The sequence below is a fragment of the Gynuella sp. genome (genome assembly GCF_050297175.1).
Taxonomy (GTDB): Bacteria; Pseudomonadota; Gammaproteobacteria; order Pseudomonadales; family Natronospirillaceae; genus Gynuella.
Genome location: NZ_JBNKSF010000034.1, coordinates 173679 through 186950 on the forward strand (window position 1 = coordinate 173679; position 13272 = coordinate 186950).

At 48.0% G+C, this 13272-nt stretch carries 13 protein-coding genes; 8 read left to right on the forward strand and 5 right to left on the reverse strand.

All coding sequences use genetic code 11. From position 1 onward, the window contains the following. Positions 1-14: 14 nt before the first annotated feature. From ACQY6I_RS12945 to ACQY6I_RS12960, 4 genes are all read right to left on the reverse strand, one after another. Positions 15-1256 (reverse strand): MFS transporter, encoded by a 1242-nt coding sequence (locus ACQY6I_RS12945; protein ID WP_428241906.1) that lies wholly within the window; start codon positions 1254-1256, stop codon positions 15-17. Positions 1257-1408: 152 nt separating this feature from the next. Beyond that, positions 1409-2413, reverse strand: coding sequence for a LacI family DNA-binding transcriptional regulator (locus ACQY6I_RS12950; protein WP_428241907.1), 1005 nt, complete (start codon positions 2411-2413; stop codon positions 1409-1411). A gap of 233 nt (positions 2414-2646) precedes the next feature. Continuing rightward, positions 2647-5100, reverse strand: a complete 2454-nt coding sequence (locus ACQY6I_RS12955; protein WP_428241908.1) for a GH36-type glycosyl hydrolase domain-containing protein — start codon at positions 5098-5100, stop codon at positions 2647-2649. Between the two features lie 397 nt (positions 5101-5497). Next, positions 5498-6142, reverse strand: a complete 645-nt coding sequence (locus ACQY6I_RS12960; protein ID WP_428241909.1) for a LysE/ArgO family amino acid transporter — start codon at positions 6140-6142, stop codon at positions 5498-5500. Positions 6143-6235: 93 nt separating this feature from the next. Here ACQY6I_RS12960 and ACQY6I_RS12965 point away from each other — a divergent pair, with 93 nt between their 5' ends. Next, a complete protein-coding gene (locus ACQY6I_RS12965; protein ID WP_428241910.1) occupies positions 6236-7120 on the forward strand; it encodes a LysR family transcriptional regulator ArgP in 885 nt (294 codons plus the stop codon). Here the strand turns inward: ACQY6I_RS12965 and ACQY6I_RS12970 are convergent. Next, on the reverse strand, positions 7105-8280 hold the full coding sequence (locus tag ACQY6I_RS12970) for a benzoate/H(+) symporter BenE family transporter (protein WP_428241911.1): 1176 nt from the start codon (positions 8278-8280) through the stop codon (positions 7105-7107). The two genes, ACQY6I_RS12965 and ACQY6I_RS12970, sit on opposite strands and share 16 nt — an antisense overlap. Before the next feature lie 295 nt (positions 8281-8575). Between ACQY6I_RS12970 and ACQY6I_RS12975 the strand changes: the two genes are divergently transcribed. The 7 genes from ACQY6I_RS12975 (at position 8576) to ACQY6I_RS13005 (ending at position 13121) form a co-directional block, all read left to right on the forward strand. Continuing rightward, positions 8576-9151: a helix-turn-helix domain-containing protein gene (locus tag ACQY6I_RS12975; RefSeq protein ID WP_428241912.1), complete on the forward strand. Its 576-nt coding sequence runs from the start codon at positions 8576-8578 to the stop codon at positions 9149-9151. A 122-nt stretch (positions 9152-9273) separates the two neighbouring features. Then, positions 9274-9852, forward strand: coding sequence for a cytochrome b/b6 domain-containing protein (locus ACQY6I_RS12980; RefSeq protein WP_428241913.1), 579 nt, complete (start codon positions 9274-9276; stop codon positions 9850-9852). A gap of 12 nt (positions 9853-9864) precedes the next feature. After that, the gene (locus tag ACQY6I_RS12985; protein ID WP_428241914.1) at positions 9865-10254 is read left to right on the forward strand and encodes a DUF1924 domain-containing protein; all 390 of its coding nucleotides are present in this window, start codon (positions 9865-9867) and stop codon (positions 10252-10254) included. A gap of 12 nt (positions 10255-10266) precedes the next feature. Beyond that, the gene (locus ACQY6I_RS12990; RefSeq protein ID WP_428241915.1) at positions 10267-10869 is read left to right on the forward strand and encodes a diheme cytochrome c; all 603 of its coding nucleotides are present in this window, start codon (positions 10267-10269) and stop codon (positions 10867-10869) included. Then, positions 10862-11161 carry a PepSY domain-containing protein gene (locus ACQY6I_RS12995; protein WP_428241916.1) on the forward strand — a complete coding sequence of 100 codons (300 nt, stop codon included), beginning with the start codon at positions 10862-10864 and terminating at the stop codon, positions 11159-11161. The genes ACQY6I_RS12990 and ACQY6I_RS12995 overlap by 8 nt, the downstream gene beginning before the upstream one ends. Beyond that, positions 11158-11820, forward strand: coding sequence for a response regulator transcription factor (locus tag ACQY6I_RS13000; protein ID WP_428241917.1), 663 nt, complete (start codon positions 11158-11160; stop codon positions 11818-11820). Before ACQY6I_RS12995 ends, ACQY6I_RS13000 begins: the two co-directional genes overlap by 4 nt. Before the next feature lie 8 nt (positions 11821-11828). Next, positions 11829-13121, forward strand: coding sequence for a sensor histidine kinase (locus ACQY6I_RS13005; protein ID WP_428241918.1), 1293 nt, complete (start codon positions 11829-11831; stop codon positions 13119-13121). Positions 13122-13272 lie beyond the last annotated feature (151 nt).

Sequence of the window (13272 nt, forward strand, 5' to 3'; positions counted from 1 at the left end):
ACAGATAGTCGGAATCAGGACGTCACATCACTTAGGCGGTCGACCTTACGTAAGGCTGGAAACCATCGCATCCATAGCCCGACAATCAGTATCGTCCCAACACCCCCAATTATTGCCGCCGGTACGACTCCAAACCAGGCCGCGGTAGTACCGGATTCAAATTCTCCCAGCTCGTTCGAGGCACCGATAAATAGCATATTAACCGCGCTGACCCGCCCCCGCATGGCATCAGGAGTAGCCATCTGAATCAGACTGGCGCGAACATATACACTCACCATATCGCTGGCCCCAATAATGAACAGCGCCGATAACGACAAGACAAAACTGGTTGAAAGCGCGAATACCACTGTCGCCAAACCAAATACAGCCACACTGGCAAACATTATCAATCCTGCATGACGCCTGATGGACAAATACCCGAGGAAAATACCGACGACAAACGCTCCGGCCGCCATTGCACTGCGCAATGCTCCCAACCCACCAGGGCCCACATGGAGTATGTCCTTCGCATAAATTGGCAACAGGGCAGTAGCACCTCCCAATAAAACCGCAAACAGATCCAGTGACAATGCTCCGAGCACAATTGGGCGATGACGGACATAACTAACCCCTTCTTTCAAACGCTCCAATGCCGACGCACCCGAAGGGCCTTTTTGCTGTTGAAGCTGTGGGGTTATAAAGTAAATAGCCAGCGCCCCAATACAGAACATCACACTGCATAGACCAAACGCAAAATCCGCCCCAAGCAGATACACAAGCCCACCAAGAGCCGGGCCAGCGATGACCGCAATTTGAAAAGCCGAAGAGTTCCAGGCAATTCCCTGAGGTAACAGTTTTTTGGGAACAACCAGCGGAAGCAGAGACTGCATGGAGGGTCCGGCAAATGCCCTGCCGATGCCAAATAATGCCAGCGCAGCATAAAAGGGCCACAAAACATCGGTATGGAACAATGTCAGCATTAGCAGGATGATCGCCGCACAGCCCTGAATCAGCCAAGCTAACGTTAACAGCAACCGTCGATCAAAGCGATCCGCCAAGTCTCCCGCAGGCAACGTGAACAATGCCATAGGAACAAACTGAGCCAGCCCGACATACCCCAGAGCCAGAGGATCATTCGTCAACGCATAAAGATGCCAAGCCACGACAACCGCTTGAATCTGCATAGCAATTGTGCCGATCAAACGACCTGCAGCCAGATTTAAAAACCCTGGACAATCGATTAACCGCCCGGGAAAGGGATCTTTTTCTTGTGACACGATGGTTCTCAAATCAGAAAGGAAAGTACCGCAAGTCACTTCCGCTACAACCGCCTATTCAAGTTTTTTCAGCAGTTAGGGAAGGTGCTAAAGAGAAAATTTTGCGAAAGGCAAATATATGCAGTCAATATCTGCCATTCACAACGCCGGGTTCAACTACCGTGACGGCGGGTTGAATTACGAATAACCAGCTCGGGTTTAAAGCGCAAAACAACGTCATCCTGTTGTTCACCTGACAACTGCAAAGCCATCAGACCAGCCTGACGACCAAACTCAGAAACCGGGATGATCACCGAAGTCAAAGACGGCTCCACGTAACGGGCCATGATAATGTCATCATAGCCAATGATACTGACATCATTCGGGACAGAAACCCCTTTACCTTTTAACCATCCCATCGCACCAATGGCCATATGATCATTATGTGCAAAAATAGCGGAATAAGAGAGATTACGCTCCTGAAGCTCCTTAACTGCGACCTTGCCACCCTCTTCGGTATAATCGGATTCGACAATAAGATGCTCTTTATAATCGACTCCGGCTTCCGTGAGTGCACGACGATAGCCGTTTAAGCGGGAGCGGGAATCACTTTTGTAGATCGGGCCAGCAATACATGCAATGGAATGATGTCCCTGTTCAAGCAAATGTTTAGTGGCAATATAACCACCCAGTTCGTTATCAATGGAAATACACTGTTCTTCCATTGTGGGAACCAGTCGATTAACGATAACCACCGGTATCCGCAATTGTTCACTCAGTTCAATCAACTTATCGTCAGGCATCGCATCGAGGTGCAGAATCAAAACATCCACTCGCCGCTGTAACAAAAATTCGATAGCCTCACTTTCGCTTTCGACCGTACCATGACTACTGGTAATAATCAGATGTTTGTCAGCCATACGCACAACCTGCTCTGCAGACTGCATCATCTCACCAAAGAACGGACCACTTAAGTCCCCAACGACCATACCAACGGTCTGTGATTTGTTCGTTGCCAGAGAGCGAGCAAAAGAGTTTGGCTGATAACCAAGTTCTTTCATGGCAGCAAGTACTTTTTTGCGAGTCTCGTCAGATACCCACCGGCTACCGTTAATTACCCGGCTGACGGTCGCTACAGAAACACTTGCATACTTGGATACATCGCGGATTGTGATCATGCAGATATTCCCTGCTATTGGTGTTGAGTGCCAAACATTTAATTAGAGTGATGCAATAGAATATAGCGCACCACATAATGACGGAGCTGTGCCGTACATTCTAGCCAGCAGACAGCAAATATCATAGTGCCATGTGCCTGATGATGAAATTAATGTGACTAAAATCTCTCCCCATGCAGGCGACGGGCTGACCACCTACCCACCACAAAAGAAAGATGGGGAGAGAAGTCAGATCACCCCATGGTCACCGTGACCCGATGCTCAGTACCCGGTTCAAACATAGGCAGAATATTACCCGTTATAGGTTCGCCATCTACAACAACGGAAGTCACGCCCTTGCTGACACTTTTCGGATTAAAGATATCGATGTGGTAAGTCACATCCCTGAACTGCCTGACGACAGAATAGTGGGTCCAGGCTTTTGGTATGCAGGGGTCAACCTGTAGTCCATCATATTGTGGTTTGATACCAAGAATAGCCTGAGTAATGGCTACATAATTCCAGGCAGCGGTACCTGTTAACCAGGAATTTTTGGCCTGTCCCGGAGTTGCTGCTTCTTTGCCGGCAATCATCTGGGCATACACATAAGGTTCGGTTTTATGCAGCCGGACTTTATCATCCTGATAGGCGGGAGCAATCTTGGTGTAATATTCAAATGCACGATCACCATTACCCTGAACGGTTTCACCAATCATGATCCACGGGTTGTTATGACAGAAAATTCCACCATTTTCCTTATAGCCCTGAGGATAAGTAGAAATTTCACCGTACTCGACGTAATAGCGTGTAAAAGCCGGATAATTCAGCACAATGCCATAATCACAAGCCAGATATTTATTGACCGAATCAAGAGACTTACTGACCAACCCCTCCTTCAGACCAACACCAGCCATCGTGCAAAAACCTTGTGACTCGATAAATATCTTGCTTTCCTCTGCCTCATGAGTGCCGATCTTTTTACCAAATGCATCATAAGCACGAAGGAACCATTCACCATCCCAGCCGTGCTTTTTGATGGCTTCAATCATCGCATCAATATGCCCACTGGCTCTTTCGGCCTCTTCATGTTGGTCCCGATAACGACATAACTCGACATAATCGTTACCAAACAAAACGAACTGACCGGCTATCATGACAGATTCAGCACGACCACCCTCGCGGTTTTCTGTTGTCTGAAAACTCTCATTGGGCTCCATGGAAAAACAGTTCAGATTCAAGCAATCATTCCAGTCCGCACGGCCAATCAGAGGTAATCCATGCTCACCCAGATTACGGGTTACAAAGTTAAAGGAACGACCCAAATGCTCAAATAATGTTGCACAATTGTTTTCATCATTATCAAAAGGTACTGACTCATCAAGAATGGAAAAATCACCGGTTTCTTTCAGATAAACAGTTACCGCCTGCACCAGCCACATGGGGTCATCATTAAAGTTACCACCAATGGCCGCATTTCCCCGTTTGGTCAACGGTTGATATTGATGATAAGCGGAGCCATCTTCAAACTGAGTAGCCGCAATATCGAGAATACGTTGACGAGCCCGTTCTGGTACCAGATGAACAAAGCCGATCAAATCCTGATTGGAATCGCGGAATCCCATGCCACGGCCAATACCGGACTCAAAATAGGATGCCGAACGTGACATATTGAAAGTCACCATATTCTGATACTGATTCCAGATATTTACCCCTCGATTCAATCGCGGATCATCGGTCGTCACAATGTATTTGTTGAGCAGATGATCCCAGTAATCCTTGAGTTCCCGGAATGCCAAATGAACCTGATCAACGCTGTTGAAACGGTCAATCATGTCTCGTGCTTTGCTCTTGTTGATAATGCCAGGTTCTTCCCATTTCTGGTCTTCGGGCATTTCGACATAACCAAGAGTAAAGATCAGTTCTTTCACCTCACCGGGTGCCAGAATGATTTCCAGATAATGGGACGCAACCGGTGACCAACCATGAGCAATGGAGTAATTGGACTCACCTTTATCAACTACGGCCGGGGTATCGAAACCATTATGTTCACCGAGAAATCCATCCCGATCGGTATCAAAACCGTCTACTTTCTGGTTCACAGAATAGAACGCATAATGATTTCTACGCTCACGATATTCGGTTTTGTGATAAATCACAGAATCTTTAACTTCCACCTGACCGGTAGAAAAATTACGCTGAAAATTGGTCATGTCATCTTCAGCATTCCACAGACACCACTCCACCAACGAAAACACTTTAATGGTTTTGATCTCATCACTGAGGTTAGTCAGTGTCATCTGTTGAATTTCGATGTCTTCATTACGGGGAACAAAAAACAATACTGAGCTGCGCAGTCCATTTTTCTCTCCGGTAATACGGCTATAACCCATACCATGGCGACATTCGTATTTGTCCAGAGGTGTACGCATAGGCTTCCAGCCGGGCGACCAGGCCACATCGCCATCTTTGATATAAAAATATTTACCACCGGTATCGACCGGAACATTGTTATAACGATAACGGGTGAGACGACGGAACTTGGCATCCTTATAAAAACTGTACCCACCTCCGGTATTCGACAGCAATGAAAAAAATGCCGTATCCCCCAGATAGTTTATCCATGGGTATGGTGTTTTGGGCTCCGTGATGACGTACTCCCGATGGGCATCATCAAAATAGCCGTATTGTCTTTCTGCTTGTATCGACATAATGAACTCACCTGCACAATCATTTGTGCGTTTTAATTCTTACCTGCCACAGCGCCTGCTGCACCCCTGATTTCTGCATTAGGACCGAGCATTCGTTTCTGCTCATTTGTATTCCACGCCCAATAAACTGCTTCAATCCCGTCTATTACCGTTAGGCAATTTTGACGGCGGATATTTAATCGCATAATCTCGCCCCTGTAAACGGTTACATATAAACTGATATAAGTCTTTACCTGATCACTGAACAAGAGAGGGGAGGCCAGAAATCAAGCCGATTCCCTGACGACAACCTGATCCAACTCACTGCCGGCACGAAAGAGAGAACAAGAATATTTATCAATCTTATTCAGGTCAGATATGACACCAACCTGATAACTTCTGAAAACCGTTAGGTAGGCTATAGGCAAAAACTACACTGCTGAAAATGCAGCCACGCTTGATACCAGAGTGTGCCGGCAATCGACCACATAACAGCAGCGATCAACACATCCAGAACTTTCCAGGCTATTGGTTGGCTGAATAACGGACTCAATCGGACAGCACCGTAAGCCAACATAAAGAACCATACTGCCGAAGCTGAAACAGCACCAAAACCGAACCAGTAGCGCAAAGGAGCCTCATACTGACCACCGATACTCCCTACCAGCAATACCGTGTCGAGATAAACATGTGGATTCAGCAATGACAATCCCAGCGTTACAGCAATCGCACTGGAGTGTGATTGCAAAGATATCGCACTACGTTCCATTCTTTGAGACGTTATGGCACTCCGTAACGACCGGGCACCATAAACCGTAAGAAACAATGCACCTCCCGCCGAAGCGACCAATAACAATACCGGATTCGATGAAATCAACACCCCCAACCCTGTAATACCGGAAAAAATCAGCCCCATATCCAGCAACGTACAGGTTACGGCAATGGTTCCGATATATTGCCGCCGTACCCCCTGGGTCAGCACAAACGCATTTTGGGCACCAATTGCCACAATCAGACTTCCCCCGGTCATAAACCCCTTAAGAAAAACCGCTACAAAATCCATCAACGAAATACCCTCACTCAATGTTGGCAGAAGTGTATTTCTTTACATAAAATCAATTAAATTAATAATTTTACGGATTCATTAATAATACTAATGATAGATATTCGCCAATTACAGGCTCTGGCTTGTGTAATAGATGAAAAGGGGTTTGATAAGGCAGCCAGGAAGCTCGGACTCACTCAGTCTGCGGTGTCTCAGCGAATCAAACAATTAGAACGACAGCTCGGAAAAGTTCTATTGATACGCTCCACTCCGCCAAACCTGACTCATGACGGACATATCGTGATGAAATACTTTCGGCAGATGGAGCACCTCCAACATGAGATGCTCAACCACTACCAACCGCCTGCCGGACAACTACGCACACTGGCAATCGGAGTCAACGCCGACAGCCTGGCCACCTGGTTACTAGACGCACTGGACCCCTTGATCAAATCCGAACAGTTATTGATTGATATCAGAGTCGACGACCAGGATCGTACTCACGACCTGCTTCTCAGTGGTGAAGTACTGGGGTGTGTCAGTTCAAGCAACTCTCCTGTTAATGGATGTAACTGCTACAGCCTTGGCACTATGACTTACCTGTGTCTGATCGCACCGGAATTCAAACAGCGTCATCAAATTTACGACGATATTTCCGCCACTCAGCTACAAACTCTGCCATGCCTCGAATTCAACCAGGAGGATGGTCTGGAAAAGCGCTACCTTGAGCACTACTTCGGCATTACCGGGCCAGTTCCCACCCACCGCATCCCATCCGTAGAGTCCTACCTGGATTTTATTTGTCGTGGCCACGCATGGGGCATGATTCCCGCCCCGCAGGCTTATCCAGCCATAGCAAACGGAGACCTGATAGAACTGAAACCCGGCACCGACCTGCAAGTTCCACTGTTTTGGCATATTTGGGACCTGAAAAGCGAGCTCAGCCGCAAACTTACAGAAACCCTGACCCGTTATGCTGGTCACTTCGTCCACTGAACACAGGAAAGAATCCCACGCCGCCAGTGCACCAGATATCCCATCACCATTCCCCAGAATGCGCTGCCAATACCAAACACGACAACCCCCGATACCGTCGCCAGCAGTGTGACCAGTGCAGCCTCACGGTCTTCTTCATCACACAGGGAAACCAACAGACTGCTGGCAATCGTTGGCAATAAGGCCAGCCCAGCCAAAGTTGCCAGATATGCAGCGGGAACGGACGCAAAAAAGGCAACCACAGTACCTGCCATCACCCCCAACAATAAATAGAATACGCCTGCAGAAATGGCGGCAATATACCGTTTATCTTTATCGGCATGGGCATCTTCCGTCACACAAATCGCAGCGGTAATCGCAGCCAAATTTAAAGCAAAAGCACCAAAAGGTGCCAACATCAAGGTAGTGGCACCGGTCCATTTCAGCATCGAAGAACTGGGAGCGCGGTAACCGCTACTCACCAATACCGCAATACCGGGGAGGTTTTGGGAAGCCATGGTCACCAAAAATAATGGCACTGTCAGACTCAGAAAAGCCCGCAGTGAAAATTCCGGTGACTGCCACACCGGGTAGCCGAAACTCAGGCTTAATGTCTGCACCTGAATCTGACCCTGCATCCACGCGACCACCAATCCCAGTACGGCCACGACCAGAACCGCATACTTAGGTTGCCATAGACGAAACAAGAAATAGCTACCAATCATACTGAGTACCAGCACTGGTTGCTCTGTTATCGCCGAAAAGACACGAATACCAAAGGGCAGCAACACCCCTGCCAACATAGCGTTGGCAATGGCGGGTGAAAGCGAGCGGGTCAGGCGTTCAAACTGACCGCTCCAGCCAGCCAACAATATCAAGACTGCGGTCATCACAAATGCACCAATGGCCTGTTCAAGACTAAAACCCGCCAAACTGGCAATGAGAGCTGCGGCTCCGGGTGTAGACCATGCGGTAACCAACGGAATACGATGCTGTAATGACAAGCCGATGGAAGTAATCCCGATTCCCAGCCCTAACGCCCAAAGCCATGAAGCAGCTTGCTCACCAGAGGCACCAGCTGCCTCTGCGGCCTGAAACACCACCACGGCTGAACTGCTAAACCCCACAATGACTGCGATCAGACCAGCACAGATGTTACTGACAGACAAATCCCTGAACATTCAGAATCTCCAAAATACCAATTAGCTGACGCAGCCTATCACCGTGCGTTATAACGCACAAGAAGATTAATCTAACGCTAAGCAAAAAAGAACTACGCTAACCTCAGAACCTCCCTGCCAACACATTTACAACGATAATTCATCTATGGATCCAGCCGAAAGTTATCACGAAAACTTAATGCCACATAATGTCACGCGTGAGATATTCATTAACGCATGTGTTATAACTTGCCTGTTTATTCACCCCGTAGATAACAGACGGTGATATCGAATCAACAGCATTGGAGTCATCTTGATGGAATTTTCGCAAAAGGTTGCCAGTGGCCTTAAAGAACTCAGAAAACAAAATCAATGGAGTCTGGATACCGCCGCCAAGAAGACGGGTGTCAGTAAAGCGATGCTGGGTCAAATCGAACGAGGTGAATCTAGCCCTACTCTCAATACCCTCTGGAAGATTGCACGCGGCTATGAGCTATCATTATCACAATTGATGGCACTGACTGCCGGTACAGAAGGCAATCGCTCTGGCACCTTATATCAACCTGCCGGCAGCCTGTTACGGGTACAACCATTAATACCCTATGATCCACAAATGAAAATTGAGTTGCTGCAACTGGAACTGATGCCAGGATACATGCGCAAATCGACAGCTCACGAACCCGGCGTCATTGAACACGTGATGGTCATCAGTGGCCATTTATCGATACTCAGTGAAGATATCTGGCACCCACTTCAGCCCGGCCAGACGTTTCATTTTGATGCCAATCGCGAACACGGGTATCGCAATGACTCCGATCTCGAAAGCACTATATTTCACAACCTTATTTTTTATCCCCAGGGGCGCATTCAGCTAAATTCCAACGACTCCTGAACAATACTCCCCTGCCCGCAACATCAGAGTGATCAGTCACGATATGATTCTGTTCTGCACTTAAGTTTGTTTTAAGGCTCCGCAATTAAGCTGGCGGTAATTTATTAACAAGAGCGCAGAACATGACTCAACCTAGCAACACGACCATTAAAGTCTGGGATCCTCTGATTCGGGTATTTCACTGGTCCCTCGCCAGTTTTTTCATCATCGCCTATCTGACCGAAGGCGAAGTTATGCCATTACACGCTTATGCCGGCTATGGGATCGTCTCTCTGGTGGCCTTCCGTCTGATCTGGGGCATAATCGGCACTCATCATGCCCGGTTCCGCAACTTCGTGACCGGTCCAGGCACAACCATCAACTACCTCAAGGACATTACCCAAGGTAAGGCCAAACGCTTTATTGGCCACAATCCTGCCGGTGCTGCCATGATCGTAGCACTGTTGCTGATGGTCACCCTGACCGCCTTTTCAGGCATGGCACTGCTTTCTGTCGACGGTGAAGGTCCTCTGGCCAATAGCTTTTTTGCCACCATGAACGAACATGACCTCAAAGAGGTTCATGAATTGTTTGCCAACCTTACAGTTTTACTGGTCGCCTTACATGTTGCCGGAGTCATTGCCAGCAGCTGGCTACACAAGGAAAACCTGGTCAGAGCCATGTTAAATGGCAAAAAAAGCAGTGATCACACCTCTCATTGATCGGAGCCAGCCATGTCGACTCATCTGCTCAAAACACTCATTTTACTATCGACCATCATGGCTGGTTCGGCCTATGCAGACAGTACTGTAGATAATCTACTGACCGCCTTTAGCCAGCAGGGGGCAGGACCATTTACAGCCGCAGCCGGAGGTGAACTCTGGCAGCAGGATCATAATGGCCGCAGTTGCTCTTTGTGTCATGGTCAGGATGTCAGTAAACCTGGCAAGCATGCCAATACCGGCAAGCTCATCGACCCAATGGCCCCATCGGTAAACCCGGACCGACTGACGGACCAGGCAAAGGTTGAAAAATGGCTGTTTCGCAATTGTCGCTGGACCCTTGGGCGGGAATGCACAGCCCAGGAAAAAGGCGATGTTCTGACGTGGTTAAGTCAACAATAAGGTAATCAAAATATGAATACGGAAATGAACAAATGGCAATGGTTCGTGGGCGTCCTGATAATGGGCCTGGTTCTGACCGTCAGTATCAGCAGTATGGTATTCGCTGCCGGACCGTTATCCAGCCTCTTCGGCGAACATGAAGATGACGAAGACGAAGACGATGGTCTGACTCTGGCGTTCAACGACCGGTCGCTCGTCACCCCAAATGCCACTTATTCGGAGGAATGCGGGGCCTGCCATATGGCTTATCCTGCCAAGCTGCTTCCAATGTCAAGCTGGACTCAAATCATGAATGGACTGGATAACCACTTCGGGGATAATGCCGAACTGGACGATACCACCCGACAAACGATTCTGAGCTATCTTGAACAGGAGTCGAATCGCAAAGGCAGAATTGGCAGAATCCTCAGCAAACTGCCAGCAAATCCGCCACTGAGAATTACTGAATTGCCATACCATAAGCGCAAACATCATGAGATTCCGAAAAAAATGGTTCAGAACAACCCCAAAGTAGGTTCACTGAGCAACTGTAACGCCTGTCACGACAAGGCAGAACAAGGTATTTTTGATGAAGATACGGTGGATATTCCTGGTTTTGGCCATTGGGATGATTAGCCCTCAGGGGCACTCTCACGAACGGGAAGATGACGAAGCCCACGATCGCGATAGTGATCGCGTTCATAGCTGGGTCAAGGAAGGCAAAACCCTACCTCTGACCCAGATTCTCAAGAAAAACAAGATCGAAGGCCGGTTGTTGGATGTAGAGGTCAAAAAACAGGGGGACACCATCATTTATGAACTGGAGATCATTAACCCAGATTCGGTGGTTTATACACTGAAAGTGAATGCACGCAATGGCCAATTGATGAACAATCACCATAACTCTAATCAGGACAATCAGATTTGAAACTGCTGCTGGTCGAAGACGACATCACCCTGGTACAACAGCTGAAACCCAGACTGAACCGCGCCGGGTATACCGTAGAGGTCGCCAATAACGGTGTGGATGGAGAGTTCCTGGGTACCGAAGAAGCTTTTGACATTGTGATTCTCGACCTCGGGCTACCCCAAAAAAACGGCCTGGAAGTGCTACGACACTGGCGCCGGCTAAACCTGAACATGCCGGTTATTATTCTGACCGCCCGCGATGCCTGGCATGAACGGGTTGATGGCCTAAAAGCCGGTGCCGACGACTATCTTGGCAAACCATTTCACGGAGAAGAACTGCTGGCACGTCTGGAAGTGCTGATCCGACGCCGCTTTGGCAGCAGTGGTAGTCAGCTATGTTGTTCTGGCATCACTCTGAACACTGATCGGCAACAAGTGACCAACGGCGATGGAGAAACGTTTGAACTGACCGGAATCGAATACCGGTTGCTACACTACCTGATGAGCAATCCCGGAAAAGTCATTTCCAAAACCGAACTCAGTGAACGAATGTATGAAGAAGACCAATTGAAAGACAGCAATGTGATCGAGGTATATATTAACAGGCTGCGCAAGATGCTCGGTAAGTCCACTATCGAAACCCGACGTGGTCAGGGCTACTGCTTTAAATTTCAATAGGGCGGCACGTGTATTCCCTTAAACGCAATCTGCACATCAATCTGCTGTTGACCATTTCTCTACCACTGATCATTCTGATCTCGGTACTTGCCTACAGTTTTGAAAAATTTACGCTGAACTATATTGAAAGTCGGCTGCTACATGATGCAGACAATATCATCACCGCACTGAGCCTGGATGATCAGCAACACTGGCAACTGAATAGCAAGGTTCTGTCTGACCTCTATCTGCGTGTTAATTCCGGTCACTATTTTGTCGTCAAGGCCGATGATCAGACATTCCGCTCCCGCTCTCTGTTTGATCTCGATATCACACCTTTCTGGGAAAAAAACCATTGCCAGGAAATCGATGAACAATGGTATGCCTGCTTGGTTTCACTGACCAAGAACGACCGGCCGGTGAGCATTTGGGTTGCAGAGGATATCCGACCTATCGAACAGTCCCAGCGCGGGATTGTGCTACTGGTTATCGTCATGTCGATTTTTACCATGCTGCTGCTGGCTTATCTGCAATATCGGGTACTGGAGCGCGGATTCAGCAAATTGGATACCATCCGACAAATGGTCAGAAACATTCATCTGGGGGAATCCAAACCCGATTCGCAAAAACTGCCGATCGAAATTCAGCCACTGATGGACGAGATAGAACGCTTACTGGCCCAACTCGAACAACGCATCCAACGTTCCAGAAATGCTGTTGGCAACGTCGCTCACGAACTCAAACGCCCGCTTCAACGTTTTCGTTCTCTGCTGGAACACTTACCAACAGACCAGGAAACCGAAGGCGAACGAATCTTGTCGGAATTCCATCATATTATTGAACGGGAACTGAAACGTGCCCGAATTGCCGGCATGGCCACACCAGGACGGTACGCGGTTCTGAACGAAGATATTGAACAACTGATCAAGATCTTCAATACCTTATATCCAAACATAAAAAGCTCTGTCAGTTATCCTCAGCAACTGGTTATCCCTCAGGATCGCGATGATATTTTGGAACTGCTGGGCAATCTACTCGACAACGCTAATAAATTCGCCCACAGCCATATTTACCTTTCCATCACCAGCACATCTCAGGGCTGGAAAACCATTATAGAAGATGATGGAAGAGGCGTTTCCGAGTCCGACCTACAGATGATCACCAACCGCGGGATAAGACTGGATGAAAGCATTTCCGGACACGGCCTTGGCTTATCCATGTGTCACGATATCGTTAACGGATACTCAGGAAAGATGACTTTTTCCGTCTCATCCCACGGTGGATTAAAGGTGGAGGTTTTCATGCCTCTATCTGACGCCTAACATTTTCCACTATACTGCTGACTATAAACACATTCGGGATTATCTCCATTACCACCATAGGGCCTTTCCGCCTTGGTATGTACGTGTTGTCACGGTTTTCCCGTTTTAATCACCATCAATAAGACATTCTGTAGCTAGGACCAAAGCCGAT

Coding starts and splice junctions, on each gene's coding strand:
- ACQY6I_RS12950 (WP_428241907.1), bottom strand. CDS start 2,413: ATGATCACAATCCGCGATGTATCCAAGTATGCAAGTGTTTCTGTAGCG.
- ACQY6I_RS12955 (WP_428241908.1), bottom strand. CDS start 5,100: ATGTCGATACAAGCAGAAAGACAATACGGCTATTTTGATGATGCCCAT.
- ACQY6I_RS12960 (WP_428241909.1), bottom strand. CDS start 6,142: ATGGATTTTGTAGCGGTTTTTCTTAAGGGGTTTATGACCGGGGGAAGT.
- ACQY6I_RS12965 (WP_428241910.1), top strand. CDS start 6,236: ATGATAGATATTCGCCAATTACAGGCTCTGGCTTGTGTAATAGATGAA.
- ACQY6I_RS12970 (WP_428241911.1), bottom strand. CDS start 8,280: ATGTTCAGGGATTTGTCTGTCAGTAACATCTGTGCTGGTCTGATCGCA.
- ACQY6I_RS12975 (WP_428241912.1), top strand. CDS start 8,576: ATGGAATTTTCGCAAAAGGTTGCCAGTGGCCTTAAAGAACTCAGAAAA.
- ACQY6I_RS12980 (WP_428241913.1), top strand. CDS start 9,274: ATGACTCAACCTAGCAACACGACCATTAAAGTCTGGGATCCTCTGATT.
- ACQY6I_RS12985 (WP_428241914.1), top strand. CDS start 9,865: ATGTCGACTCATCTGCTCAAAACACTCATTTTACTATCGACCATCATG.
- ACQY6I_RS12990 (WP_428241915.1), top strand. CDS start 10,267: ATGAATACGGAAATGAACAAATGGCAATGGTTCGTGGGCGTCCTGATA.
- ACQY6I_RS12995 (WP_428241916.1), top strand. CDS start 10,862: ATGATTAGCCCTCAGGGGCACTCTCACGAACGGGAAGATGACGAAGCC.